Here is a 24,792-nt window from a genome sequence, read left to right as displayed (position 1 = left end):
ATAGTCATATTTGTGAGGCGGGACTGCACTCGAAAAAAGGAGACAAGCATGGGGTCGCAGTCACTGGTTCGCCGGCTCGAGATTTTAGCGCTCGGAAGCGCGCTCTGGCTCTTGCCGTTGTCAGCTGCGGAAGCCCAGGACGGAAATGGTACCCTGCTTGAGAAAATCACCCTCGAATCGGAGAGTGGCGACACGCTGAAACAGAATGGCTACGTCGCCAAACAGGACCGCGACGGCACGAAGGTCGATACGCCGATCGTGCAGATCCCGCAGGCGATCACCGTCATCACGCAAGACCAGATCGAAGACCAGAAGCCGCGGTCACTCAATGAGGCGCTCAACTACACGGCGAGCGCCAACCCCAACGCCTATGGTTCCGACAGCCGCTACGATGCCTTTTTCCTGCGTGGCTTCCAAGCCTACTACAACGGCATGTTCCGCGATGGACTGCGCCAGTACAACGGCCCATCGGCCTGGTTCAAGACCGAGCCGTATGGCATCGAAGGTGTCACCATCCTGAAGGGGCCTGCGTCTTCACTCTATGGCGTCAGCGGCCCAGGTGGCATCGTCAACGTCATCACCAAGCGCCCCAAGGACGAGAATTTCCGCGAGATCGAAGTGCTCGGAGGCGAATACAATCGCTACCAGGGCGCGTTTGACATCACCGGCCCGGCGAACGAAGACAAGACCCTGCTTTATCGCTTCACCGGTCTTGCCCGCAAAAGCGGGACGGAATTGCCGGGCTATCCCGACGACAAGGCCTATTTTGCGCCGGCCTTTACCTTCAAGCCCGATGAAGACACCAAACTCACCATCCTCGGCGAGCTGTCGCGCTCCGTCACCGGCGGCACGGCGTCCTTCTACAATCCTTCCTATGGCGTGCGTTCCGATCTCTATGAAGGCGACCCCGCCTGGAACGATTTCCGTCAGAACCAGGGCCGTGTCGGCTACGAGTTCGAACACCGTTTCAACGATCTGCTCACGGTGCGGCAGAACCTTCGCTATAACGCCGTCGACACCGACATGGAATACAGCCTTCATTATGCGCCGGCACCAAACCAGCCGCTGAAGAGGTATTGGGGGCATTATCGCGAAGACATGAAGAACTTCGTCGTCGACAACATGGCGCAGTTCACCTTCGACACCGGGCCAGTCAAACACACCGCCGTTGCCGGTCTTGACTACAGCTGGGCGCAATATGGCTCCCACAGTGCGGTCTCATATGTCTCGGCCGCGGACATCGCCAAACAGCCGGTGCCCTTCACGCGGGGACAGGAACTGAACCAGACCGGCGCCTATCTGCATGACCAGATGGAATGGAACAACTTCACCCTGTTCGCCTCGGGCCGCTATGACTGGGTTGATACCGCTTCCACGGATGCCGAGTACAACAGGACAAAACAGCGCGACCGCGATTTCTCCTGGCGGCTCGGCCTGTCCTACCGCACGGACTGGGGCATCATTCCCTATGCGAATTACTCGACCTCGTTCTCGCCCAATATCGGCTACGTCTACGACCCTGTGAGCAACATCCGCCGCGTGGCGCGAGCGACCACGGCCGAGCAGATGGAAGTCGGCGTCAAATATGAGATTCCCGACACCAACGCGGTGCTCAGTGCCGCCTATTTCGATATCAGCCAGAAGGACGGCCTCGTCTATGACGGCACCTTTGACGACCAGGGCAACCAGCGCCAGCGCCAGCTCGATCTCAATTCGCGCGGCATCGAGCTGGAAGCAAATGCGTCCTTCGACAATGGTTTCGGTCTGATCGCCTCCTACACGCATCTGCGCATGAAGATCGAAAAGGGCGCCGCCGGCACGATCGGCAAGGAGTTGTCGGCGACGCCGAACGACGTGCTGGCGCTTTGGGGCAACTACAAGTTCGAGGCGGATGCCCTGGCCGGGCTCGGTCTCGGCGCCGGTATCCGCTATTCCAGCGAAAGCTACGGCGACGATACCAACAGCTTCAGGAACGCCGCACGCACCTATGTCGATGCCGCGCTGTCCTACGACTTCGGCTATCGCAACCCGGATATGCAGGGCCTGACGCTGCAGGTGAACGCCAAGAACCTGTTCAACAAGCAGGGCACCGTCTGCCAGGCCGGCAACTGCTATCGCGACGAAGGTCGCTCCGTGTTCGGCAGCATGAGGTATCGGTTCTGATGCACGGCGGCGTTTCGAGGAAAGCGGCATCACCGTTCGCCGTGCTGACGGCGGTTGGCGGGCTTTACATTGCCCAGAGCGTGATCGGCGGCGTTACCTGGATCGGTCTTCCTGCCATCATGCGCAGCGAAGGCGTGCCGCTCGATCGCATTGGGCTGGTTTCGCTGATCGTGCTGCCCTGGGCGTTGAAGTTCCTGTGGTCGCCGGCGGTGGAGCGTTATCGCCTGCCGGCGAACGGCCGCAATCGTACAGCCACGATCGTGCTGGTCGGCGGCCTTATTTCAGCAATCGGCCTGTTCGCAGTCGGCGCGATCGGCCCGGCGGCCGTCCTGCCGGTGCTTGCCTTACTGACCATCGTCGCGTTTGCAGCTTCCACGGTCGACATCGCCTGCGACGGCTATGCGGTGCAGAGCCTTGCCAAGGAGTATCACGGCTGGGGCAATGCCGCGCAGGTCGGCGGCGCCTATCTGGGGTCGGCGCTTGGCGGCGGGCTGTTTTTGATGCTCGTCGATGTGTCTGGCTGGCAGATCGGCATCTGGGCTATGGCCGCGCTGCTGCTGTTGCTCGGCCTGCCGTTCCTGTTCGCGCCGACGCCGATCTTGCCGGAGGAAGCGCGCGGGCACGTGCCGTCACTGCTCACCGCGCTCAAGCGGCCGGAAATCCGGCGCGGCCTCGCGGCGGCGGCGATCTATGTGATCGCCCAGAAGGTGGCTCTCGGCATGTTGGGGCCGTTCCTGATCGACGCAGGGCTCGACCTGACCGCCGTGGGATTGATCAATGGCACCGGCTCGATGTTTGTCGGTGTCGCGGCTGCCCTTCTTGGCGGGGCCCTGGTGAAATCCTGGGGCATGCGCAACGTACTCGTTCTGGCGCTGGCGCTGCAGGCGGCGGGCCTGTTCTTCTTCGCCTGCTACAATCTGATCGGCGGCATCCCGCAACCCGTGCTGATTGTCGTGGCAATCTTCGCTTCGTCGGGTGTCATGGCGCTCGGCTTCGTGGCGCTTTATGCGCAGTTCATGCGCTGGTCGGATCCGAAGCAGGCCGGCGTGGACTTCACCCTGTTCCAATGTATGGACGCACTGGTCGGCATGGCCGGCGGCGTGATTGCCGGCTACGCCGCGCAACATTTCGGCTACGGCATCTTCTTTGCCGCCGCCGGCGTCATTGCGCTGGCGGCAATTCCGGCGATTTCCCTGGTTTCCGACCGGCATTGAGGCGAGGCCAGGGCAACTACAGCAAACGCGCGTTGCGGTTTTGCGTCCGGGATTGCGTCAAAAAGGATTGGGGCGTTTTGGTGAAAAACGGAAACGCCCTAGTCCTCGCCTCTCACGCCTTCCTCGCCCGAGGTTCCACGCCGCCAGTAGGCGACGATCAGCTGGCGGTCCTTCTTCAGGCCCCATTCCTTGCGCACGATCCGGCGCAGTTCACGGAAATCGCCGAATTCGCAGCCAGCCCAGACAAAGACGTCATCGGCTAAAGAAGCCTGGTCGATGTCCTTCAGCATCTGCGACAGCAGATTGGCGGTGCCGGGTTCGCGGCCGTGCCGATAGAGCCAGGTGATGTTGATATTGTCGCCTTCAGCCAGCGGCAAGGTGTCGGCTGGGCTGTCGACCTCGATGAAGACGTCCGCCCGGCTTTCCGGAGCGAGACCGTCCAGCATGCGCCCGATCGCCGGCAGCGCGGTGTCATCGCCGAAGAGCAGGAGGTTGCGCTGGTCGGATGCGTCTCCGCCGCCGGGGCCGATCAAACCGATCACTTCGCCGGGCCTTGCATTGGCAGCGAAAGTCGCGGCCGGCGTGTTCTCGCCTTCATGCAGGACAAAGTCGACGTCGAACCACCCGGCAATAGGGTCGATGGCGCGGATTGTGTAGACGCGAACGGTCAGCGCATCGTCACCCGATGGCCAGACCATCAGGCCGTCGGTACCCAGCGTTGGCCAGACCGGCTTGCGGCCTCTGGGCGGCAGGAGCAGGCGCATGTGCAACCCGCCGCTGGCGAAGCGGGCGAGATTGTCACCGGTGAAACGCACCCTCTGCATATGCGTTGATATGCGAGTTGAGGACTGCACTGTGATTTCGCGGAAGAACACCGGCGTGCCGGTCTCGGCGCCGTCGCCGTTCCAGCGCAAGCCGCGGGTGCTGCCGAGATATTCGGCGATGTGACCGGCAACGACCATCTTCATGTAGGACAGACATGTCTCGTCCTCGGCGGAGACGCGGATCGATACACTGCGGTCCGCCAGGACGGCGCTCAGCGCGCCGTAGTGCGTCTGGAATTCCCATTGATGTTCGACACCGGTCTCGACCGCATATTCCTCATGCTCGGCATGGAATTTTTCCATCGCCATGCGGATGTTGTCGTCTTCGACGAGAGTTTCTGCAGTGAGTTGGCTCATGGGGCTGTCCATTCGAATGCGGCATGGATGTCGGGTTTGCAGGCCTGTTCCTCAGTCCGACAGGTTCCCCATGCCACAGTCGATGACAGGTTTCCAGTAAACTTGATGTTTTAAATCATGTTTATGATGATCTTGTCGCTGCGAATGTTGCTGACTTCTGGTCCGACTAGAACTGCACCGCGGTGGTGTTGGCACCGCAGACCAGTACCGCCACCCGCTCACCGGGGGCCGGTTGGTACTTACCCGAGAGCAGGGCGCCGAAGGCTGCAGCTCCGCCGGGTTCGGTCGCAACACGCACCGCATCCCACAAGGCCTTCTGTGCCGCCACGATGTCGTCGTCACTGACCAGGATCGAACGCTCGATGTAATTCTGGGCGATCGGGAACATAAGGGAACCGACGCGCTTCGGTGCCAGCGAGTCCGCTGCTATGCCCTCTGTCGGTGCATCGACGGGCTCTCCCGCGGCAAAAGCGTCGTGCAGCGTCGGTGATCCTTCAGGTTCGACGGCAACGACCTGCACGCGTCCGTCAAGCCAGGCAGCAATTCCACCAATCAGCCCGCCACCACCGACCGCAACCAACAGCGTGTCGATATCCGGCAGATCCTGTTCGATCTCGAGGCCGAGTGTGCCCTGGCCAAGCAGTGTCTCGATCTGCTCGAAGGCATGCACCGACATGGCACCGGTCCTGGCGACATGGGCTTCGCTGGCGGCGAGCGCATCGGCGTAGCGATCGCCGGCGATCACCAGCTCGGCACCATAACCGCGAATACGATCTGTCTTGGCTTTCGGCGACACGCTCGGCACGAAGATCGTCGCGGGAATGCCGAGACGCATGGCGGCATAGGCAACGGCAGCGCCGTGATTGCCGCCCGAAGCAGCGACCACGCCGGCTTTTGGAACATCGCGCTGCAGCAGGTTGGAGAAGGCGCCACGCGCCTTGAAGGAGCCGGAGTGCTGCAGGCATTCCAGCTTCAGCCGCACCGGAAAGGCGGTGCGGCCGAAATCGATCATGTCGACGGACAACACCGGCGTGCGCCTGATATGCGGCCTGATCAGCGCCTCGGTCCGGCTGATGCGTTCGGGCGTGATCTGCGTTGCGACTGACATGAGAAACTCCGACATCCGGCTGTTGACATCAATTAGTAACTTGGCAAAATGCCTAAATGCAAGAGGCTGAAATCTTCAAGGCGATCGCCAATCCGCGCCGGCTGCAAATCCTCGATTGGCTGAAGGATCCGGTGGCGCATTTCCCGCCGCAGGTGGACGGCGATCTGGTCGCGGATGGCGTCTGTGCTTTGCTGATCGCCGACAAGCTCGGCATCACGCCGGCCACGCTCAGCGAGCATATGCGCGTGCTTTCGCAATCAGGGCTGGTGCGCTCCAAGCGCATCAAGCAATGGATTTTCTACCAGCGCGACGAAGACAGAATCGGCGCGGTCAAGGCCATGCTGCTGGAGAGCTTGTGAGGCTGGCAGCACCAGCCAATCCGGGCCGTATTCCGGCCGATCAGATCTTCTTAGGCCCGGCGCGCGCACCCGATGTGGTTCGATCCGCGTCCGAGTTTTCATCCGCATCTCCACCGGGAGAGTTCTCAGTCGGAAATCGACAGCGCACGGTCATGTGGTCGACTTCCGTGGGAATGAATCTTGAATATCGCGGACTAAAAGTTCGGGCTGTTCAAGCGCGGCGAAATGCCCACCCTTCGGCATATCTGTCCATCGACGCACATTAAATACACGCTCGACCCATGAACGCGGTGGAGTCGGCAGTTCCTTCGGGAAATGTGCGAACGACATCGGCACATCTACGCGTGAGACGCCCGGAAACGAAAAAGGCTGCAGCCGATTTTCCTTGTACATTCGAAGGGACGAGTCGATGGTGTTTCCAAACCAGTAGATTGATACATTCGTCAGCAGCGCATCTGCAGATATCACCGTCTCGAGATCGCCGTCACAGTCGGACCAACTCGCAAATTTTTCGGCTATCCAGCCCAGCAAGCCGACGGGACTATCGGACAAGGCGAACGAAAGCGTCTGCGGTTTGGTCGCCTGCAGCAGTGAATAGCCGCCCTCCACGCTTGCGAACATTGCGGCCCGATCCAGGAACTGCTGTTCCTCACTTGTGATGGCGGGGTAATCCGGCCCCAATGGCGGTCGAAAACTTCCGGGAATGTAATTCAGGTGAATCCCTTCGACGGAGCCCGGATAGAGAGCACCGAGCCAAGCTGATACTCCCGCCCCGATGTCGCCACCCTGCGCAAAATATCGCTCATAGCCAAGTTGAAGCATTAGCTTCTGCCAAAGTCCGGCAACCCGTCGGGCACTAAATCCAGTTTGCCTTGGTGCATCTGAGAAGCCGAAGCCAGGAAGCGAGGGCAACACAACGTCAAATGCATTGCACGGATCGCCTCCGTGTGAGCCCGGGTCCGTCAACAGTGGTATCACTCTCTCGAACTCTACGAAGGAGCCCGGCCAGCCGTGCGTCAATATAAGGGGCCGTGCATTCGGTCCCACGCCCTTTTTATGAATGAAATGAATGTCTTGGCCATCGATATCGACGGTGAACTGGGGCAGGTCGTTCAATTGCGCTTCCCTGGCGCGCCAATCAAACTCGTCCGACCAACGTGTTGCGAGCTTTTGAAGGAGTGCGAGGCCCACCCCATCCTCGTCCCCGCTCTGAAATATCGAGCCAGGCCAGCGCGCTTGGCGAACTCGTTTTTTTAAGTCCTCGATCTGTTCATCGGCGATACTGATCCGGAAGGGCTTCATGCAGCAATTCCTTCAATAGCGTGCCCGGTACATCCAATTCACCTTGTCCCAGGCTCCCTGTGCAGATCTTTCGAGCCATGCTCAGCGAACATATGCGGGTGCTTTCGCAGTCAGGCCAATGCGCTCCAAGCGCATCAAGCAATGGATCTTCTACCAGCGCAACGAAGACAGGATCGGCGCGGTGAAGGCGAGCCTGTGAAGTTGGTTGGCGTGAAGACCCGATCCGATTTCCAGGCTGTTCAGGCCAGCCAATCCGGGATCGTATCCAGGCCGATCAGATCTTCATAAGTCCGGCGCGGACGCACGACGGCGAAACGATCGCCGTCGACCAGCACTTCCGGCACCAGCAGGCGCGTGTTGTAGGTGCTGGACTGGGTCGCGCCATAGGCGCCAGCCGTGCCGATCGCAATCAGGTCGCCGCTTTCCGGCTTCGGCAGGTCGCGGTCATGACCCAGATAGTCGCCGGTTTCGCAGACCGGACCCACCACGTCGGCGCGGATGCGCGGCCCGTCGGCCGGACCCAGACGAACCGGGCGAATATCATGGTAGGCGTCATAAAGTGTCGGGCGGATCAGGTCATTCATCGCCGCGTCGATGATGACGAAATTCTTGGCTTCGCCCTCCTTGAGGTAGATCACCTCGGCCACCAGGATGCCGGCGTTGCCGACGATCAGCCGGCCCGGCTCGAAGATCACCTTCAGCCCCAGTCCGCCGACATGCTTCTTCACGATGCCTGCATAGGCATCCGGCAATGGCGGTGGGTTGTTGTCGGTCTTGTAAGGGATGCCCAGGCCGCCGCCGAGATCGATGTGCTCGATGGCATGACCATCGGCGCGCAGCGTCATGGCGAGTTCGGCGAGCAGCCGATAGGCATCGTCGAAGGGTTGCAGTTCGGTGATCTGGCTGCCGATATGGGTATCGATGCCGATTGCCTTGATGCCCGGCAACTCGGCCATGCGCTTATAGACCTCGCGGGCCCGCTGCCATGGCACGCCGAACTTGTTTTCGGCCTTGCCGGTGGAGATCTTCTTGTGTGTCCTGGCGTCGACGTCGGGATTGACGCGCAGCGACACCGGCGCTGTCTTTCCCGCCGCCACGGCGCGCGCCGACAGCAGTTCGAGCTCCGGCTCGGATTCGACATTGAAGCAGTGAATGCCGGCGGCGAGCGCGAAATCCATCTCGCGCGCCGTCTTGCCGACGCCGGAAAAGACTATCCTGTCGGCTGCGATGCCCGCCGCGAGCGCGCGGCGCAATTCCCCTTCCGAAACCACGTCGGCGCCGGCACCGAGCTTTGCCAGCGTGCGCAGCACCGCCTGGTTGGAATTCGCTTTCGGCGAATAGCAGATCAGTGCATCGAGTTCGGCGAAGGCTTCCGAGAAGACGCGGAAATGGCGTGTCAGCGTCGCCGTTGAATAGCAATAGAACGGCGTGCCCACAGCTGCCGCGATTGCAGGTATTGCCACGTCCTCGGCATGCAGGATGCCGTCGCGATATTCGAAATGGTTCACGGGAGGATCGTCCGGAAGGCTACTGGATCAGCTTGTCGAGAATGAACGGTTTGTCCGTTTCCGGTTTCGTCGGCTCCGGCGGCAAGGGCTGCTTGGCCTTGGCGGCGTCCTTGCGCGCCTGCACGGCGGCTTCGTAAGGCGTATCGAGCCCGGCGCGACGTCCGCAGGCCGTCACTGCCGTCACCGCTGCCAGAACCGTCAGCGTCACCAGTATCCTGCCTGCCGTCATCGTTGCTTCCGTTCATGCGTTTCGAGCTGTCGCTTGTAGCCGAGTTTCTCGGGCATTGCACCCCGGCATCAGGCCTTGGCGAGGCGCTTTTTCCAGTAACGAATCTGTTTGCGCACTTCCGATGGCGCGGTGCCACCGAACGAGGTGCGGCTCTTGACCGAATTCTGCACCGACAGCACCGAAAAGATGTCCTGGGTGATGCCGCCGTGGATCGACTGCAACTCTTCAAGCGTCAGTTTTTCCAGGCCGACCTTCCTGGCTTCGGCAAGCGCCACCGCACGGCCGGTGACATGATGCGCTTCACGGAACGGCAGGCCGAGCGTACGCACCAGCCAGTCGGCGAGGTCGGTGGCGGTTGAATAGCCGGAACCGGCAGCCTTCTTCATCGCGGCCACGTTGATGGTCATGTCGCCGACCATGCCGGTCATGGCGGCCAGCATCAGGTCGAGGGTTTCGGCGGCGTCGAAGACGGCTTCCTTGTCTTCCTGCATGTCCTTGGAATAGGTCAGCGGCAGGCCTTTCATGACGGTGAGCAGGCCGATGAGATGGCCGTTGACGCGGCCGGTCTTGGCGCGCACCAGCTCGGCCGCATCGGGGTTCTTCTTCTGTGGCATGATCGAAGAGCCGGTCGAGAAGGAATCCGACAGGCGCACGAAGCCGAATTGCGGCGTTGACCAGATGACGATCTCCTCGGCCAGACGCGACAGATGGGTCGCCGAGATCGCCGCCACGGACAGGAATTCCAGCGCGTAGTCGCGGTCGGAAACGCTGTCGAGCGAATTGCGGGTCGGTTCACGGAAACCGAGCGCCCTGGCTGTCTTGTGGCGGTCGATCGGGAAGCCGGTACCGGCAAGGGCCGCCGCACCCAGCGGGCTCTCGTCCATGCGCTCGATGGCGTCGCGCACGCGCGACAGGTCGCGGGCAAACATTTCGACATAGGCCAGGCAGTGATGGCCGAAGGTCACCGGTTGTGCGGTTTGCAGGTGGGTGAAGCCCGGCATCACGGTGGCGGCATGTTCCTCGGCACGCACCAGGAAAGCGGTGATCAGTCCCTTCAAGGCTTCCGCCACACGATGGAATTCATCCTTGACCCAGAGCCGGAAATCGAGGGCGACCTGGTCGTTGCGGGAACGCGCAGTGTGCAGCCGACCGGCCGCAGGTCCGATCAGCTCGGCAAGACGCGCTTCGACATTCATGTGGATGTCTTCCAGCCGGGTCGAGAACTCGAACTGGCCGGTTTCGATCTCTTTCAAAATCGTGTTCAGCCCGTGAGCGATCTTGTGTTGATCGTCCGTCGAAATAATGCCTGTTTCGGCCAGCATCTCGCTGTGGGCGAGCGAGCCGCGGATATCCTGTCCGTAAAGTTTGCGATCGAACGAGATGGATGCGTTGATCGCTTCCATGATCGCGGCCGGGCCCGAGGCAAATCGTCCGCCCCACATCTGGTTGCTGGCCTTCTTGTCGCTCATCGCTATAACCCGTTTTCCGGAGACATCTTTAGACATGGCAGACGGCAAGAAATTCTTTCCCGCCCCACGGCTGATCCTGGCAGCAATCGTCGCAGGCGTGCTGGCAGGTGCGGTCGCGGTATATGTCAGGCAGAGCGGGTCTGGCAACAATGAGCCGGGTTCCGTTGCAATCGCTTCGGCGGGCAAGGATGACACGGTCTGCACCGCCAAGGCCGAGCGCGCCAAGAAGGTGGCTGCAGCGGCGACGGGCCAGGTTGCGGCCCTCCTGCCGGCCGATCCGCCGCAGTCCCTGAAGACGCTCGCCTTCAACGGCCCTGACGGCAAGCCGATGACGCTGGCCGACCGGGCCGGCAAGACCGTTCTGGTCAACCTCTGGGCAACCTGGTGCGCGCCGTGCCGTGCCGAAATGCCGGCGCTCGATGCGCTGCAGAAGGAGAAGGGCTCGGACAAGTTCGAAGTGATGACGGTCAATGTCGACACCGGCGACGATGCCAAGCCGAAGGCCTTCCTCGACGAGATCGGCGTGAAGTCGCTGGCGCATTATCGCGACGCGTCGATGGGCGTGTTCAACGACCTGAAGAAACGCGGGCTGGCGCTTGGCCTGCCGGTCACGCTTCTGGTCGACGGCGAGGGATGCCTGATCGGCCACATGAACGGTCCGGCCGAATGGGCGGGCGACGATGCCAAGCGACTGGTGGATGCGGCACTGGCCAACTAGGAAGCCAGCTGCCGGCTAACGGTTCTCGCGCAATTCGAAAGCCAGTCGCAAGCGAAACGCTGCTACGATAGTCGCACTCGAAACAAAAACGTTGTCGGCTCAACGTATTCGCCCCATACTCCTGTCGTGGACGTTCACGTTCGCCAATGGATAACGGGAGAGAGACATGACGTTTCGCGGTCTTGCGGCCGGGGTCGCCGCTACATTCGTCCTTGGTGCCACAAGCTCGGCCTTTGCCGTCACGCAGATCAGCTGGTGGCATGCGATGACCGGCGCCAACGCCGAAGTCGTCGACAAGATCGCCAAGGACTTCAACGCCAGCCAGAAGGACTACGAGATCGTCCCGGTGTTCAAGGGCACCTATCCGGAAGCGCTGAATGCCGGCATTGCCGCGTTCCGTGCCAAGCAGGCTCCCGATATCCTGCAGGTGTTCGATGTCGGTACCGGTGTGATGATGGCTGCGGAAGGCGCGGTAAAGCCGGTGGCGGATGTTTTGACCGAATCCGGCGCGCAATTCGACAAGGCCCAGTATCTGCCGGGGATCGTCGCCTACTATTCGAAGCCGGACGGCACGATGCTGTCCTTCCCCTACAATTCCTCCTCGCCGATCCTTTATTACAACAAGGATATTTTCCAGAAGGCGGGACTGGACGTGAGCAAGCCGCCGAAAACCTGGAACGAGGTCTGGGAGGCTGCCAAGAAGATCAAGTCGAGCGGTGCCGCTGCCTGCGGCTACACCTCGACCTGGCTGACCTGGATCCATACCGAGAATTTCGCGGCCTGGAACAATGTCTCATGGGCGACGCAGCAGAACGGTCTTGCCGGCGGTGACGTCGAACTGAAAATCAATGCGCCGATCTACGTCAACCATTTCCAGGCGCTGGCCGATCTCGCCAAGGACGGCACCTTCAAATATGGCGGCCGCACCTCGGAAGCCAAGCAGCTCTTCCTTGCCGGCGAATGCGGAATTCTCACGGAATCCTCCGGTGGTCTCGGCGACATCGTCAAATCGGGCATGAACTATGGCATCGGCCAGTTGCCCTATGACAGCGATGCGCCCGGCGCACCGCAGAACACCACGCCGGGCGGCGCCAGCCTGTGGGTTTTCGGCGGTAAGTCCGAGGAGCAGTACAAGGGTGTGGCCGCCTTCTTCACCTATCTGTCGAAGACCGAAGTGCAGGAGTTCCTGCACCAGAAGTCCGGTTATCTGCCGGTGACACTGGCTGCCTACGAGGCGACCAAGAAGTCGGATTTCTACGAAAAGAATCCCGGTCGCGAGACGCCGATCCTGCAGATGATGGGCAAGGCGCCGACCGACAATTCCAAGGGTGTCCGCTTGCCCAACCTGCCGCAGGTGCGCGATATCCAGAACGAGGAATATGAGAAGATGCTGGCCGGTCAGCAGACCGCGCAGCAGGCGCTCGACAATGCCGTCTCGCGCGGCAACGCCGCCATCAAGGAAGCGCTCGGGAACTGACACGCTTGAAGCGCTCAGACCTCCGTTCGCTCAATTCCGTTGGCCTGCTTCTTCACCTGTCTTCCTGGCCGGTGGAGAAACAGGGCGCGTTTGACATGAGGGGTGGCGCATGACCCCCCGCGTCGTCTTTCCCAACAGGGTGCTGCCTTATCTTCTGGTGGCACCGCAGCTGGCGATCACGCTGATCTTCTTCTATTGGCCGGCGGCGCAGGCGCTGTACCAGTCGATGCTGAAGGAGGATCCTTTCGGCCTGAAATCGAAATTCGTCTGGTTTGACAATTTCAAGAAGGTGCTGGCCGACCCGAACTATCTGCACTCGATCAAGGTCACCGTGGTCTTTTCCGTGGCCACGGCTGCGGTCGCCATGGTCGTGGCTCTCCTGCTGGCGGTCATGGCTGAGAAGGTGGTGCGCAGCAAAGGTTTCTATCGTACGCTTCTGATCTGGCCCTACGCAGTAGCTCCGGCGATTGCCGGCATGTTGTTTCTCTTCCTGTTCAATCCGTCGATCGGTTCGCTGGCGATCCTGCTGCGCAAGATGGGTATTGCCTGGGATCCCGTGCTCAACGGCACCGACGCGATGATCCTGCTGGTCGCAGCCGCTGCCTGGAAACAGATCAGCTACAATTTCCTGTTCTTCGTCGCGGGGCTGCAGGCGATCCCCAAAACGTTGATCGAGGCCGCCGCGATCGACGGCGCCAGGGAGACGAAACGTTTCTGGACGATCGTCTTCCCGCTGCTCGCGCCGACCACCTTCTTCCTGCTGGTCATCAACACCACCTATGCCTTCTTCGACACGTTCGGCATCGTGCACGCCGTCACCGGCGGCGGGCCCGGCAAGGCGACGGAGACACTGGTCTACAAGGTCTACAATGACGGCTTCGTCAACCTGATCCTTGGCTCCTCCGCCGCACAGTCGGTCATACTGATGATCCTCGTCATTGCACTTACCGCCATCCAGTTCCGCTATGTGGAGAGGAAGGTGCATTATGGCTGAGCCGAAAGCGCCCGTGAGCGGGCACGACAAGCTGATGATCGGCCAGTCGGCGCGCGGCATCTATCTCGCCCATGCCATCCTGATCCTCGGCCTGGTGATCGTCGCCTTTCCGATCTACTACACCTTCGTCGCGTCCACGCAGACATTGCAGACGATCCTCAGGCCGCCGCTGCCACTCGTTCCCGGCGGCGAGTTCTGGAACAACTACAGTGAAGCGCTGTTCGGCGGCGCGGGGCGTATCGGGGGTGTCGGCGCGGGCACACTGCTGTGGAACACGACGGTGATGGCGCTGGGCATCGCGATCGGCAAGATCGTGATCTCTATCCTGTCGGCCTATGCCATCGTGTTCTTCCGGTTTCCATTCCGGATGGCGATCTTCTGGCTGATCTTCATCACGCTCATGCTGCCGGTCGAAGTCCGCATTCTGCCGACCTATAAGGTCATGGTCGACCTCGGCCTGATCGACACCTATGCCGGCCTGATCATTCCTCTGATTGCCTCTGCGACGGCAACGCTGCTGTTCCGGCAGTTCTTCATGACCATTCCGGGTGAGCTGGTCGAGGCGGCGCGAGTCGACGGTGCGGGTCCGTGGCGCTTCTTCTTCGATATCCTCCTGCCGCTATCGCGCACCAACATAGCGGCGCTGTTCGTCATCCTCTTCATCTATGGCTGGACGCAGTATCTGTGGCCGCTGCTGGTCACCAACCGCAACGACATGACCACCATCGTCATCGCGCTGAAGAAGATGGTGTCGTTTGCGGATGCAGATACGCAATGGCATCTGGTGATGGTGACGGCGATCCTTGCCATCGTGCCGCCGATCCTGGTTGTCGTGCTGATGCAGCGCTGGTTCGTGCGCGGTCTCGTCGATACGGAGAAATGAGAATAGATGGCGACAGTTGACCTGAAGGATGTGCGCAAGGTCTACCCCGGCGGGGTGGAGGCGGTGAAGGGCGTGTCGATCGCCATACCCGACAAGGAGCTTTGCGTGCTGGTCGGTCCGTCCGGCTGCGGCAAGTCCACGCTGCTGCGCATGATCGCCGGCCTGGAGACGATCTCGTCAGGCACCTGCGCCATCGACGGCAAGGTGGTCAATGCGGTCGGGCCTACCGAGCGCGACATCGCCATGGTGTTCCAGAACTATGCGCTCTATCCGCACATGAAGGTCTACGACAACATGGCCTACGGCCTGCGCAATCGCGGCACGCCGAAGGACGAGATCGATTCGCGGGTGCGCTCGACCGCCAAGGTGCTGGAATTGTCGCATCTGCTCGACAGGCGGCCGCGGGAGCTTTCCGGCGGCCAGCGCCAGCGCGTTGCCATGGGGCGCGCCATTGTGCGCAATCCGAAAGTATTCCTGTTCGACGAACCGCTTTCCAATCTGGACGCCAAGCTGCGCGGACAGATGCGCGTCGAGATCAAGAACCTGCAGCGATCGCTGGGCGTCACCTCGGTCTATGTCACACATGACCAGCTTGAAGCGATGACGCTGGCCGATATCCTTGTGGTCATGAATGCCGGGCTTGTCGAACAGATGGGCGCGCCGCTCGACATCTACGAGAAACCGGCCTCGACTTTCGTTGCGTCCTTCATCGGCGCACCGCCGATGAACCTGCTCGCCATCGCCGCCAAACCGGACAGCCCTGCCGACACGGCGGAAAGGGTTTTTGCCAATGGCACGGGCCTGGGTATAGCGGCGCCGGCGCACGCAGCAACTCTGGGTTTCCGGCCGGAAGATGCCGATGTCCTCGGGGAAGGAGCGAAGCCGTCCGGTTCCCTCAAACTGTCGGCCATCGTCGAAGCGGTCGAGCCGGTGGGTGCCGAAAGCTTCCTTTATTGCGCCGCCGCTGGTGGCCGAATCGTCGTCAGGGTAGCGGGTCGTGCCGCTGCCAGGCCGGGTGATGGCCTCGAAGTCCTGGTACCGGCCACCAGGCTGCACTGGTTCGATGGCGCAGGAAAGCGAGTCTAAACCTGCGCTACCCGGTCGAGCAGAAGCTTCCCCGGCTGTTCTAGCTGAAGACGTGCGCCTTGCCGACGATGCTGATGCGGACGATGTCGCCTACCGATGGTGCATCGACGCCGGGTTTCTTCAAGATCAGCGGCGTCGAACCGATGGCGGCGGCTTCGGGCGGATCGGGAGTGTTGAGCAGCTTGATGGCGACGGCGCATGCGGCACCGCCGAATTCGGATTCGGTCACTTCACCGAAGAGGACACCCGGCTTGGCGGCAGCCAGTTCCGCGCGCGTCGCAGCGGCAAGCAGAACCTGCTCGGGCCGCAGCATGATGCGGGCGACCTCGCGTCTTTCCCTGCCGTCCACTGCAATGCGGCCAAGCGTGGATTCGGCATAGCCGTTGGCGATCTTCGCCGATAGCACGATGGCGTCGCCGAGGAATTCGGCGATCATGCGGTCCTTGGGCCTGAGATAGAGGTCCCGCGGCGTACCGATCTGCGAGAAGCGGCCCTCGCGCATGACGGCAACCTGGTCGGCGAAGGAGAGGGCTTCGGCCTGGTCATGCGTGACCAGGATGGTGGTGATGCCGGCGCTTTCCAGCATCTCGGCCACTGCCTTGCGCATGGAGGCGCGCAGGCCGGTGTCCAGCGCCGAGAAAGGTTCATCGAGCAGCATCAGCCGCGGCTTCATCGCCATCGCGCGAGCCAGTGCAACGCGCTGCTGCTGGCCACCCGAAAGCTGGTGCGGCCGACGCGTCAGAACGCTTTTGTCCAGCCCGACGATGTAAGACAGTTCAGCGATGCGCTCGTCGCGCCGGGGTTCCTTGCGGTCGAGGCCGAAGCCGATATTGCCGGCGATGGTAAGATGCGGGAACAGGGCACCATCCTGCGCCACCAGGCCGATCCCGCGCAGATGCGCCGGCACGCTGGTACCACCATTGGCGAGCAGCTTGCCGTCGAGCGTGATGCGGCCGCCATCCGGCGCCTCAAAGCCGGCGATGAGGCGCAGCAATGTGGTCTTGCCGCAGCCGGAAGGACCGACGATAGCGGTGCGGCTGCCGGCTGCGACGGCAAGATCGATGCCGGCAACGGCGGCGACCGGGCCGTAGTTCTTCGACAGTGAGGCGATTTCCAGGAAACTCATTGGCCGGCCATTCGCTTCGACTGCACATACAGCAGCCAGGTAAGGGGCAGCGACATCAACACCATGATCGCCGCATAGGGTGCGGCTGCCGCATAGTCGATCTCACCGCTGTAGTTCCAGAAGGCCATCGCCAGCGTGCGCGTGCCATTGGGGGCTAGCATCTGGGTGGCGGTCAACTCGTTCATGATGCCAAGCGCCACCAGCGCCATGCCGGCGGCGGCACCCGGCGCCGACAGACGGATGGTCGTCGCCCAGAGCGCCTTCAACGGTGAGCGGCCCAGGCTGCCCGCAGCACGTTCCAATTCCACCGGCGCCTGCGCGATCGAGGCGCGCAGCGATACCAGCGCGCGCGGCAGGAACATCAGCACATAAGCGAACAGGATGGTGGCAAGCGTCTGGTAGAGCGGCTGGACGACGCGCACCGCGATGGTGACCAGCGCCAGTGCAACCACAACGCCGGGCAGTGCTCCGACCACATAGTTGCAGCCCTCCAGGATGCGCTGCACGCGGCCTGGAGCGCGGATGGACAGCCAGGCCATTGGCGTCGCGGCGATGGTCGCCAGCACACCCCCCGCAACGGCGAGGAACAAGGTCTGGCCGAGTGCCAGGCCGATCTCATCCATGCGCCAGACGGCGCTGCCGCCGGCGATGAGCCAGCGGCCAATGGTCAGGAAAGGCACACCGATGGCCAGCAGCGTGATGACGATCGGCAAGGCCAGGCAAGGCAATGTAGCGCGGCCGAGGGCCATGCGCGGCTTCAGGCGAGCGGCACCGGAACCGACGCGGGCATAGCGCTCCTCACCCCGTACCAGCACCTCGAGCGTCAGCAGCACGAGGCAGCAGGCGACGAGGACGCCGGCCAGCATGTTGGCGGCGGGGCCGTTGAAGGTCGACTGGAACTGGTCGACGATCGCGGTTGTGAATGTGTCGAAACGGACAAAGACGTAGAGGCCGTATTCGGCAAGCAGATGCAGCCCCACCAGCAGCGCGCCGCCGCAGAGTGCCAGGCGCAGTTGCGGCAGCACCACCCGGAGGAACACACGCCAGGGGCTGAGGCCCAAAGAAGCGGCGGCATCTTCCAAAGCAGGGTCGAGACGGCGGAAGGCGGCCGAAACCGGCAAGTAGAGGAAGGGGAAATAGGCGATCACCGAAACCCAGACCCCGGCGAAGAGGCCATTGAGATCCGGCCAGAAGGTGATCCAGGCGTAGGAATGCACAAAGGCCGGTACCGCCAGCGGTGCGACGGCAAGCCACGACCACAGGCGGGCGCCGGGTAGATCGCTGCGCTCCGTCAACCAGGCAAGCGCCACTGAAAGCACCGCGCAAATCGGCACGGCCAGCACGACGAGGAGGACGGTGTTGACCAGCAGTTCGCCGACGCGAGGCCTGAACACCAGCTGTACGACTGTCGTCCAGCCAGTCTGGATGGCGATGAAGATCACAAAGGCAAGCGGCAGCAAAGCCAGAATGGAGATGATGATCGCAGTCAGCGTGATCAACGGAAAGGAGCGGGCAGGGGCTCGCCGTCCAGACGAGCGGGCCGGCGCGTCGGTCTGCGCGAGTTCGCCCGACGCCATCAAATCACCCGTGCTGTCCCGCCATGCGGCGGGCCTGGATGAGGGGAAGGGCTACGGGCTGCTTGGCCATCGGGGGAGTTGGTCTCTGAAACGAAATGCTCCCGCGGAAACCGCGGGAGCGTTGTCTATGCGGTCCTTATTAGGATGAATGCCGGCTAAAGCAAGCCAGCAGCCGTCATCAAATCGGTCACCTTCTTGGAGTTGAGTTTCTGCGGGTCGATCTTTGGCGCCTGCAGGTCGGCCAGCGGTACGAGCTTGGTGTTCGATTCCGCACCATTGCCGACGGCATATTCGAAAGAGGTACCGGTTTTCAGGATGTCCTGGCCACCCTTGCCGGCGAGCCACTTCACGAAAGCCTGGGCTTCCTTGGCATGCTTGGACGAGGCGAGTACGCCGGCACCTGAAATCGAGACGAAAGCGCCCGGATCCTGGTTCTTGAAGTAATACTGGACGACGTTCTTGCTGTTCTCGCCGGTCTTATTCTGATCGCCGAAATAGTAATAGTGATAGATGACGCCACCATCGACCTGGCCGGCATTCACCGCCTTGAGCACCGTGCTGTTGCCCTTGAACGGCTTGAAGTTCTCCTTCATGGCCTTGAGCCAGGTGGCGGTTGCTTCTTCGCCCTTGAGTTCGAGCAGCGCCGAAACGATTGCCTGGAAGTCGGCCCCGGATGGCGAAGCACCCCAGCGGCCTTTCCAATCGGCGCCAGCGAGGTCGAGCAGCGACTTCGGCAGCTGGTCTTCCTTCAGTTTGTCCTTGTTGTAGACAAAGACAGTGCTGCGTGCCGCGATGCCGACCCACTTGCCGTCGGATGGGCGATACTGTTCCGGCACCAGCGCCAGCGTATCGGCTTCAATCGGAGCAAACAGGCCGGCTGCATCGACCAGCGCCATGGCCGGCGAATTCTCGGTGAGGAATACGTCGGCGGGCGAAGCCTTGCCTTCCGCCACGATCTGGTTGGAGAACTCGCTGTCGCCGCCATTGCGCAGCGTCACCTTGATGCCGGTCTCCTTGGTGAAGGCTTCAGCCCATTCCTTGGCCAGGCTTTCATGCTGGGCGTTGTAGACGACGATGCCGTCGCCGTCCGCGGCCATGGCCGGGAACACGGCAACGCTGATCGACAGTGCGGCAGCACCCGCCAGCATCGAAAGAATGGACTTCATCAAGGTCTCCTCGGTTGGGTGATCCAGTGTCAGGAGCAGCTATCGATACATGATCAACCGAGTCAAGATTTTATCAAATGAAACGGCTGCGGCATGTCGCCCGGCACGGCTGCCACCTAAAATTACATGGGTGGGTGCATCATCCTGACACTTGCTGCCAGACTTTTGGGGCACCTGGTTCCGGCAAGCGGCGGAGCGCATCGGATTTCGGTTGCGCAATTGCTTGCTGACAGAAGCCGTCGCTGCCCGATGCTATCCGACGCGTTGTTTTTGCGGACAGATTGCCAAAACGGCGTTTGTGGGAACGCCGGGGAAGCGGCGATATTCAGGCCGGTATAGAATTCTGCATAGATTTCAAATGATTGCGAGGGCAGCAAGGAATCTGAAAATCGATCCGGCAGGGTCATCGCAGACGACTGATTCTTGCTAGGGCGCTTTGTCCGCCAGGCAAGGGTCCAGTGGGTCTCGACTGTCTGACGATGGTTGCTGCCCATGGTCGGCAATGTGGTGATGGGCATCGAAATTTCTTTTCGCGTCGCAGTGAAAGCCCAGCCGATTTTTGCGAAAACCACGATTTGATCGTGTCGAAACGACCCCAAACCGTCGATCGTCCCTATTTTTACCACTGTCTAATAAGAGCGATTCATGTAGAAAGCGCGCTCCGCCGATCACGGTAAATTGAAGATCGCACCACGCATTCCCATATCGAGTTCGCGCCGACCGGAGACGCGGCGGGGGTTCACGTTTTGCCGGATGGATGACGATGCCGAAGATGAGGTTTCACAAGGTCGCAGCGATTGTGGTGCTTGTTGGCTTTGCGGCGTGGATGGGTACTGGACATTTCTCGTCTGTGGGTAGCGCTGCCGCGGAACAGCCCAAGACCGCGGCCAAGCCGGAACCTGCAGAGCAGAAAGCCTCGCTGCGTATCGTCAAGGTGGTGACACCGCCGCGCAGCGAACATGCCCGGGCCATCCGCATTTCGGGTGTCACCGAAGCCGACAAGCGTGCCGTGCTAGCGACACGTGTGGCCGGCATCATCAGCGAACTGCCGGTCAAGCAGGGCGATCACGTCAAGCTCGGCGATACCGTGCTGATGCTCGATGCCGAAGAGAAGATCTCGGCGGTCGAGAATGCCCGCCAGTTGAAGGGTCAGCGCCAGGCGGAGCTCGATGCCGCCGAACGGTTGGCCAAGACTGGAAATCTTGCCAAGCTGCAGCTCGACAGCGCCCGCTCTGCACTGGCACTGGCGACGTCGCAGCTTTCTGCTGCCGAGTCTGAACTCACCCGCAAGGAGGTGAAGGCACCGTTCGATGGTGTCATCGACCGCGTACCGGTGGAACTCGGCAGCGCCGTGCCCCTGGGCGGCGAGGTGGCCACCATCCTCAGCCTTGATCCGGTGATCGCGCGCGGCGAAGTCAGCGAACGTGACCTCGGCTATCTCAAGATCGGCGACAAGGCCAATGTGCGGCTGGTGAGCGGCCAGGTCGCCGAAGGCACCGTCCGCTACATCAGCCGTGACGCTTCCGCTGCCACCCGCACCTTCCGTGTCGAGATCGCCATTCCGAATGCGGACGGTGCCATCCCGGCCGGCATGACCGCCGAAATCACGCTGTCGGCCAAACCGACCGATGCGGTCATGCTGCCGCGCTCGGTCGTGACACTCGGCAAGAAGGGCGACCTGGGCATTCGCGCTGTCGACAAGGAAAACAAGGTCATGTTCTTTCCGATCGACCTCGTTGACGACATGCCAGGTGGTCTCGTGCTTGGCGGTATTCCAACGGATGCGCGCATCATCGTCGCCGGCCAGGAGCTGGTGACGGAAGGCGATATCGTGCAGCCGGTCGCGGCTGATCCACAGGAAATCAAGAAACTGGTTGGCGACAATGCCGCTGGCGGGACGCTCTAACTCTTTGTTTTTACGCAATTCCGAGTGGGAAACCGTTACATATTTTTCCGGGAATTGCTCTAGCCGTCATATCGAATCCAAATTCGGGATCTGCCCATGGATATCGTCAAGCTTGCCATCCAGAATGCGCGGCTGACCATTTCGGTGCTGCTGTTCCTGCTCCTTGCAGGCGCCGTCGCGTATATGTCCGTGCCCAAGGAAGCCGAGCCGGACGTTCCGATCCCGATGATGTACGTCTCCCTGGTCTATCAGGGCATTTCGCCCGAAGACTCGGAGCGGCTGCTGCTGAGGCCGGTCGAGACCAAGCTCAAGAGCCTCAAGGGGCTGAAGGAAATGCGCTCGGCCGCCTATCAGGGTGGTGGCTACGTGCTGGTCGAATTCGACCCGTCGACCAATCTTGCACAGGCGTTGCAGGACACGCGATCCAAGGTGCAGGACGCCAAGGCGGACTTACCCCAGGCGGCCGAAGAGCCGACCGTCAACGAAGTCAATATTTCCGAATTCCCGGTTCTGGTCGTCACCTTGTCCGGCAATGTGCCGGAGCGGGTGCTGGCCAAGGCCGCGCGCGAATTGCGCGACCGCATCGAGGAAGTTCCCGGCGTGCTGGAAGGCACGCTGCAGGGCTCGCGCGACGATCTCGTCGAAGTTGTCGTCGATCCGGTCAAGCTTTCTTCCTACGGACTGCAGCTCGACCAGCTGATGCAGGGCGTCGGCCAGTCCAACAGCCTGGTTGCCGCGGGCAACATTGAAGGTTCGGAAGGCAAATACGCGGTCAAGGTGCCGTCGCTCATCGAAACGCCGGAGGATGTCGCCAACCTGCCCGTTGTGGCGCGGCCGAACGCAGTGGTGCAGGCCAAGGATGTCGCCTCCATCCGCTCGACCTTCAAGGACGCCGAGACCATTACCCGCCTGGACGGCAAGCCGGCCATCGCCATCGAAGTGAAGAAGCGCATCGGCGCCAACATCGTCGAGACGATCGAGGGCGCCAAGAGGGTCGCCAACGAGTTCGTCAAGATCGCGCCGGCTGGCATGGAAGTCACCTATACGCAGGACAAATCCGTCTTCGTGAAGCAGTTGCTGAACGATCTGCAGAACCATGTGCTGATCGCGGTCATCCTGGTCTTCATCGTCATCCTCTACGCACTTTCCGGTCGCGCCTCGTTGCTCATCGGCCTGGCGATTCCCTCATCCTTCCTGATCGGCATCCTGCTGCTGGCGCTGATGGGCTACACGATCAACATGATCGTGCTGTTCAGCCTGATCCTGGCGGTCGGTATGCTGGTGGACGATGCCATCATCGTCACCGAATTCGCCGAAAGGCGCATGACCGAAGGCATGCCGAAGGAAGAGGCCTTCGCTCTGGCCGCCAAGCGCATGGCCGGCCCGGTCATCGCTGCTACCATGACGCGTATCGCCGCCTTCTCGCCACTGCTGTTCTGGCCAGGGATCATCGGCGACTTCATGAAGTACCTGCCGATCACGCTGATCGTCACGCTGGCTGCGTCCATGCTCTATGCCCTCGTGTTCACGCCAACGCTTGGTGCGATCTTCGCCAAGGCTGAGGTCCACAGTGAGGAGGAGCGCAAGGACGGCGCCTACATGGCGGTCGTGCGCAAGGCGGTGCAGTATCCGAAGACGGTTCTGGTGATGACCGTCGTGCTGCTGGTCGGTATTCAGGTCGGCTATTCCAAATATGGTGCCGGTGTCGAGTTCTTCCCAAATGTCGAACCGGATTATGGCCTGCTGTATGTGCACGCTCGTGGCAACCTCTCGCTTGCCGAAATGGACGCCGCGACACGCACCGCGGAGGAAAAGCTTCTTGGCTGGCCGGGCGTGAAGTCCGTCTATACGCGGGTAGGCAAGACACGAGGTGGTGGCGCAGACGTTCCCGAGGATGTCGTCGGCGTCATCCAGTATGAATTTGTCGACTGGCGCGAGCGCAAGGCAGCGAACCAGATCCTCGACGATCTGCGCAAGGCAACCGCTGGCATTCCGGGCGTCGATGTCGAAGTGCGCGTGCCCGAGGCTGGCCCGCCAACCGGCAAGCCGATCCAGGTGCGTATTTCGGCTGTCGATCCGGCCGGCATCGATAAGGTGGCACGCGATGTCGCCGCGCATATCGCCAAGGTCCCCAATGTCATCGACGTCACGGATGGCCTGCCGCCGCCCGGCATCGACTGGGCCCTTGAGGTCGACCGCAGCAAGGCCGCGCAATACGGCGTCAACCCGACCTCGGTCGGCACTGTCGTGCAACTCGTCACCAACGGGCTGAAGCTCAGCGAATACCGCCCGGCCGGTGCCGACAAGGCGGTCGATATACGTCTGCGTCTGCCTGAGGATCGGCGGACACTGTCGACGCTGGACGAACTGCGCGTGCAGACCAGCCAGGGCTCGGTGCCGATCGCCAATTTCGTCATCCGCAAGCCGGAACCAAGTGTCGGCACGCTGAACCGTATCGATGGCGCACGCACCGTGGTGGTTCAGGCAAACGTCGCGGCGGGAGCGCAGGTCGCGGTCGTGCAGGCGGAGGTGACCAAGACGATCGCCGACATGGGCCTTCCCGACAACTTCCGCTGGAAACTTGCCGGCTCCAATGAGGACAGTGCGGAAGCGAGCGCGTTCCTGTCCAAGGCATTCGGCGCCGCCATCTTCCTGATCTTCCTGGTGCTGCTGGCGCAGTTCAACAAGTTCACATCGGTCTTGCTGGTGCTGTCTTGCGTGGTCATGGCGACGATCGGCGTGTTCCTCGGACTGATGATGACCGGCCAGCCGTTCGGCATCGTCATGTCGGGCATCGGCGTGATCGCTCTGGCCGGCGTGGTGGTGAACAACAACATCGTGCTGATCGACACCTACGACCGGTTGCGTGAAGAAGGCTGGGACAAGACGGAAGCGGTGCTGCAGACCTGCCGCGAACGCGCCCGTCCGGTGGTGCTGACCGCCGTGTCGGCGATCCTCGGCGTGCTGCCGATCGCGTTTGGTCTCGGCCTTGAGATCTTCCACCACGAGACGACGATCAATGCACCGTCGACGCAATGGTGGATTTCGCTGTCGTCGGCGATCGTGTTCGGTCTGTCCTTCGCAACGCTGCTGACGCTGGTGGTGACGCCGGCCATGCTGATGGTGTTCACCCGTGCCAAGCGCAAGCCTGGCCAGCGCAGCTGGCTTGGGTGGCTGTTCCGCCGGGGCAAGGTCGCCGCTTCCAACGACGACGCGCCGGATCTCGGTGCAGCGGGGGCGTTGCCCAAGGCTGCAGAGTAGAATCATCGTTATGATGTGAAGAAGGCCGCCGGGTCGACCCGGCGGCCTTTTGTTTGTCGTTGCAG

At 61.6% G+C, this 24,792-nt stretch carries 20 protein-coding genes; 10 read left to right on the top strand and 10 right to left on the bottom strand.

Annotated elements, in window-relative coordinates; all coding sequences use genetic code 11:
- Nucleotides 1–48 precede the first annotated feature (48 nt).
- Both ACFWYE_RS18555 and ACFWYE_RS18550 read left to right on the top strand, forming a co-directional pair.
- Entirely contained in the window at nucleotides 49–2,163 is a 2,115-nt protein-coding gene (locus ACFWYE_RS18555; protein WP_379113366.1) for a TonB-dependent siderophore receptor, read from the top strand.
- Nucleotides 2,163–3,377 (top strand): MFS transporter, encoded by a 1,215-nt coding sequence (locus ACFWYE_RS18550; RefSeq protein ID WP_379113364.1) that lies wholly within the window; start codon nucleotides 2,163–2,165, stop codon nucleotides 3,375–3,377. The genes ACFWYE_RS18555 and ACFWYE_RS18550 overlap by 1 nt, the downstream gene beginning before the upstream one ends.
- 98 nt (nucleotides 3,378–3,475) lie before the next feature.
- Here ACFWYE_RS18550 and ACFWYE_RS18545 read toward each other — a convergent pair whose 3' ends face one another.
- Together ACFWYE_RS18545 and ACFWYE_RS18540 are read right to left on the bottom strand one after the other, a co-directional pair.
- The gene (locus ACFWYE_RS18545; RefSeq protein ID WP_379113362.1) at nucleotides 3,476–4,558 is read right to left on the bottom strand and encodes a siderophore-interacting protein; all 1,083 of its coding nucleotides are present in this window, start codon (nucleotides 4,556–4,558) and stop codon (nucleotides 3,476–3,478) included.
- A gap of 166 nt (nucleotides 4,559–4,724) precedes the next feature.
- Nucleotides 4,725–5,666 (bottom strand): threonine/serine dehydratase, encoded by a 942-nt coding sequence (locus tag ACFWYE_RS18540; RefSeq protein ID WP_379113360.1) that lies wholly within the window; start codon nucleotides 5,664–5,666, stop codon nucleotides 4,725–4,727.
- Between the two features lie 56 nt (nucleotides 5,667–5,722).
- On the opposite strand from ACFWYE_RS18540, the gene ACFWYE_RS18535 reads away from it, so the two are divergent.
- Nucleotides 5,723–6,025: an ArsR/SmtB family transcription factor gene (locus tag ACFWYE_RS18535; protein ID WP_379113358.1), complete on the top strand. Its 303-nt coding sequence runs from the start codon at nucleotides 5,723–5,725 to the stop codon at nucleotides 6,023–6,025.
- 150 nt (nucleotides 6,026–6,175) lie between these two features.
- Here ACFWYE_RS18535 and ACFWYE_RS18530 read toward each other — a convergent pair whose 3' ends face one another.
- The 4 genes from ACFWYE_RS18530 to argH form a co-directional block, all read right to left on the bottom strand.
- The gene (locus ACFWYE_RS18530; protein WP_379113356.1) at nucleotides 6,176–7,327 is read right to left on the bottom strand and encodes an epoxide hydrolase family protein; all 1,152 of its coding nucleotides are present in this window, start codon (nucleotides 7,325–7,327) and stop codon (nucleotides 6,176–6,178) included.
- A gap of 239 nt (nucleotides 7,328–7,566) precedes the next feature.
- Nucleotides 7,567–8,835 (bottom strand): diaminopimelate decarboxylase, encoded by a 1,269-nt coding sequence (gene lysA, locus ACFWYE_RS18525; RefSeq protein ID WP_379113354.1) that lies wholly within the window; start codon nucleotides 8,833–8,835, stop codon nucleotides 7,567–7,569.
- 19 nt (nucleotides 8,836–8,854) lie between these two features.
- The gene (locus ACFWYE_RS18520) at nucleotides 8,855–9,064 is read right to left on the bottom strand and encodes a hypothetical protein (protein WP_054313747.1); all 210 of its coding nucleotides are present in this window, start codon (nucleotides 9,062–9,064) and stop codon (nucleotides 8,855–8,857) included.
- Between the two features lie 68 nt (nucleotides 9,065–9,132).
- Nucleotides 9,133–10,533: an argininosuccinate lyase gene (gene argH / locus ACFWYE_RS18515; protein WP_379113352.1), complete on the bottom strand. Its 1,401-nt coding sequence runs from the start codon at nucleotides 10,531–10,533 to the stop codon at nucleotides 9,133–9,135.
- Nucleotides 10,534–10,567: 34 nt separating this feature from the next.
- On the opposite strand from argH, the gene ACFWYE_RS18510 reads away from it, so the two are divergent.
- The 5 genes from ACFWYE_RS18510 (at nucleotide 10,568) to ugpC (ending at nucleotide 15,691) form a co-directional block, all read left to right on the top strand.
- Nucleotides 10,568–11,251, top strand: coding sequence for a TlpA disulfide reductase family protein (locus ACFWYE_RS18510; protein ID WP_379113350.1), 684 nt, complete (start codon nucleotides 10,568–10,570; stop codon nucleotides 11,249–11,251).
- A 166-nt stretch (nucleotides 11,252–11,417) separates the two neighbouring features.
- Nucleotides 11,418–12,728, top strand: a complete 1,311-nt coding sequence (gene ugpB, locus ACFWYE_RS18505) for a sn-glycerol-3-phosphate ABC transporter substrate-binding protein UgpB (RefSeq protein ID WP_379113348.1) — start codon at nucleotides 11,418–11,420, stop codon at nucleotides 12,726–12,728.
- 109 nt (nucleotides 12,729–12,837) lie between these two features.
- Entirely contained in the window at nucleotides 12,838–13,722 is an 885-nt protein-coding gene (ugpA, locus tag ACFWYE_RS18500; protein ID WP_379066035.1) for a sn-glycerol-3-phosphate ABC transporter permease UgpA, read from the top strand.
- Nucleotides 13,723–13,756: 34 nt separating this feature from the next.
- Nucleotides 13,757–14,605 carry a sn-glycerol-3-phosphate ABC transporter permease UgpE gene (gene ugpE, locus ACFWYE_RS18495; RefSeq protein ID WP_379073269.1) on the top strand — a complete coding sequence of 283 codons (849 nt, stop codon included), beginning with the start codon at nucleotides 13,757–13,759 and terminating at the stop codon, nucleotides 14,603–14,605.
- 6 nt (nucleotides 14,606–14,611) lie between these two features.
- Nucleotides 14,612–15,691, top strand: a complete 1,080-nt coding sequence (gene ugpC / locus ACFWYE_RS18490; RefSeq protein ID WP_379113346.1) for a sn-glycerol-3-phosphate ABC transporter ATP-binding protein UgpC — start codon at nucleotides 14,612–14,614, stop codon at nucleotides 15,689–15,691.
- Between the two features lie 40 nt (nucleotides 15,692–15,731).
- Here the strand turns inward: ugpC and ACFWYE_RS18485 are convergent, their stop codons facing one another.
- From ACFWYE_RS18485 to ACFWYE_RS18470, 4 genes are all read right to left on the bottom strand, one after another.
- The gene (locus ACFWYE_RS18485) at nucleotides 15,732–16,817 is read right to left on the bottom strand and encodes an ABC transporter ATP-binding protein (protein ID WP_379066039.1); all 1,086 of its coding nucleotides are present in this window, start codon (nucleotides 16,815–16,817) and stop codon (nucleotides 15,732–15,734) included.
- Entirely contained in the window at nucleotides 16,814–18,394 is a 1,581-nt protein-coding gene (locus ACFWYE_RS18480; RefSeq protein ID WP_379066041.1) for an ABC transporter permease, read from the bottom strand. The genes ACFWYE_RS18485 and ACFWYE_RS18480 overlap by 4 nt, the downstream gene beginning before the upstream one ends.
- A gap of 155 nt (nucleotides 18,395–18,549) precedes the next feature.
- Nucleotides 18,550–19,560 (bottom strand): iron ABC transporter substrate-binding protein, encoded by a 1,011-nt coding sequence (locus ACFWYE_RS18475; protein WP_379113345.1) that lies wholly within the window; start codon nucleotides 19,558–19,560, stop codon nucleotides 18,550–18,552.
- Between the two features lie 122 nt (nucleotides 19,561–19,682).
- Nucleotides 19,683–20,078, bottom strand: coding sequence for a hypothetical protein (locus tag ACFWYE_RS18470; RefSeq protein WP_379113343.1), 396 nt, complete (start codon nucleotides 20,076–20,078; stop codon nucleotides 19,683–19,685).
- A gap of 245 nt (nucleotides 20,079–20,323) precedes the next feature.
- On the opposite strand from ACFWYE_RS18470, the gene ACFWYE_RS18465 reads away from it, so the two are divergent.
- Together ACFWYE_RS18465 and ACFWYE_RS18460 are read left to right on the top strand one after the other, a co-directional pair.
- On the top strand, nucleotides 20,324–21,466 hold the full coding sequence (locus ACFWYE_RS18465; RefSeq protein WP_379066047.1) for an efflux RND transporter periplasmic adaptor subunit: 1,143 nt from the start codon (nucleotides 20,324–20,326) through the stop codon (nucleotides 21,464–21,466).
- Nucleotides 21,467–21,562: 96 nt separating this feature from the next.
- Nucleotides 21,563–24,727 carry an efflux RND transporter permease subunit gene (locus ACFWYE_RS18460; RefSeq protein ID WP_379113341.1) on the top strand — a complete coding sequence of 1,055 codons (3,165 nt, stop codon included), beginning with the start codon at nucleotides 21,563–21,565 and terminating at the stop codon, nucleotides 24,725–24,727.
- Nucleotides 24,728–24,792: the final 65 nt, after the last annotated feature.

This window comes from Mesorhizobium sp. NPDC059025, assembly GCF_042739655.1.
In the GTDB taxonomy this organism is placed as follows: domain Bacteria; phylum Pseudomonadota; class Alphaproteobacteria; order Rhizobiales; family Rhizobiaceae; genus Mesorhizobium.
Note: the sequence above shows the minus strand (reverse complement) of the source record. Positions and strands in the feature narration are given on the sequence as shown.

Bases quoted from the DNA above. Each gene is read 5' to 3' on its own strand.
- ACFWYE_RS18555 (WP_379113366.1), top strand. From the start codon at position 49: ATGGGGTCGCAGTCACTGGTTCGCCGGCTCGAGATTTTAGCGCTCGGA.
- ACFWYE_RS18550 (WP_379113364.1), top strand. From the start codon at position 2,163: ATGCACGGCGGCGTTTCGAGGAAAGCGGCATCACCGTTCGCCGTGCTG.
- ACFWYE_RS18545 (WP_379113362.1), bottom strand. From the start codon at position 4,558: ATGAGCCAACTCACTGCAGAAACTCTCGTCGAAGACGACAACATCCGC.
- ACFWYE_RS18540 (WP_379113360.1), bottom strand. From the start codon at position 5,666: ATGTCAGTCGCAACGCAGATCACGCCCGAACGCATCAGCCGGACCGAG.
- ACFWYE_RS18535 (WP_379113358.1), top strand. From the start codon at position 5,723: ATGCAAGAGGCTGAAATCTTCAAGGCGATCGCCAATCCGCGCCGGCTG.
- ACFWYE_RS18530 (WP_379113356.1), bottom strand. From the start codon at position 7,327: ATGAAGCCCTTCCGGATCAGTATCGCCGATGAACAGATCGAGGACTTA.
- ACFWYE_RS18520 (WP_054313747.1), bottom strand. From the start codon at position 9,064: ATGACGGCAGGCAGGATACTGGTGACGCTGACGGTTCTGGCAGCGGTG.
- argH (WP_379113352.1), bottom strand. From the start codon at position 10,533: ATGAGCGACAAGAAGGCCAGCAACCAGATGTGGGGCGGACGATTTGCC.
- ACFWYE_RS18510 (WP_379113350.1), top strand. From the start codon at position 10,568: ATGGCAGACGGCAAGAAATTCTTTCCCGCCCCACGGCTGATCCTGGCA.
- ugpB (WP_379113348.1), top strand. From the start codon at position 11,418: ATGACGTTTCGCGGTCTTGCGGCCGGGGTCGCCGCTACATTCGTCCTT.
- ugpA (WP_379066035.1), top strand. From the start codon at position 12,838: ATGACCCCCCGCGTCGTCTTTCCCAACAGGGTGCTGCCTTATCTTCTG.
- ugpE (WP_379073269.1), top strand. From the start codon at position 13,757: ATGATCGGCCAGTCGGCGCGCGGCATCTATCTCGCCCATGCCATCCTG.
- ugpC (WP_379113346.1), top strand. From the start codon at position 14,612: ATGGCGACAGTTGACCTGAAGGATGTGCGCAAGGTCTACCCCGGCGGG.
- ACFWYE_RS18485 (WP_379066039.1), bottom strand. From the start codon at position 16,817: ATGAGTTTCCTGGAAATCGCCTCACTGTCGAAGAACTACGGCCCGGTC.
- ACFWYE_RS18480 (WP_379066041.1), bottom strand. From the start codon at position 18,394: ATGGCGTCGGGCGAACTCGCGCAGACCGACGCGCCGGCCCGCTCGTCT.
- ACFWYE_RS18475 (WP_379113345.1), bottom strand. From the start codon at position 19,560: ATGAAGTCCATTCTTTCGATGCTGGCGGGTGCTGCCGCACTGTCGATC.
- ACFWYE_RS18470 (WP_379113343.1), bottom strand. From the start codon at position 20,078: ATGCCCATCACCACATTGCCGACCATGGGCAGCAACCATCGTCAGACA.
- ACFWYE_RS18465 (WP_379066047.1), top strand. From the start codon at position 20,324: ATGCCGAAGATGAGGTTTCACAAGGTCGCAGCGATTGTGGTGCTTGTT.
- ACFWYE_RS18460 (WP_379113341.1), top strand. From the start codon at position 21,563: ATGGATATCGTCAAGCTTGCCATCCAGAATGCGCGGCTGACCATTTCG.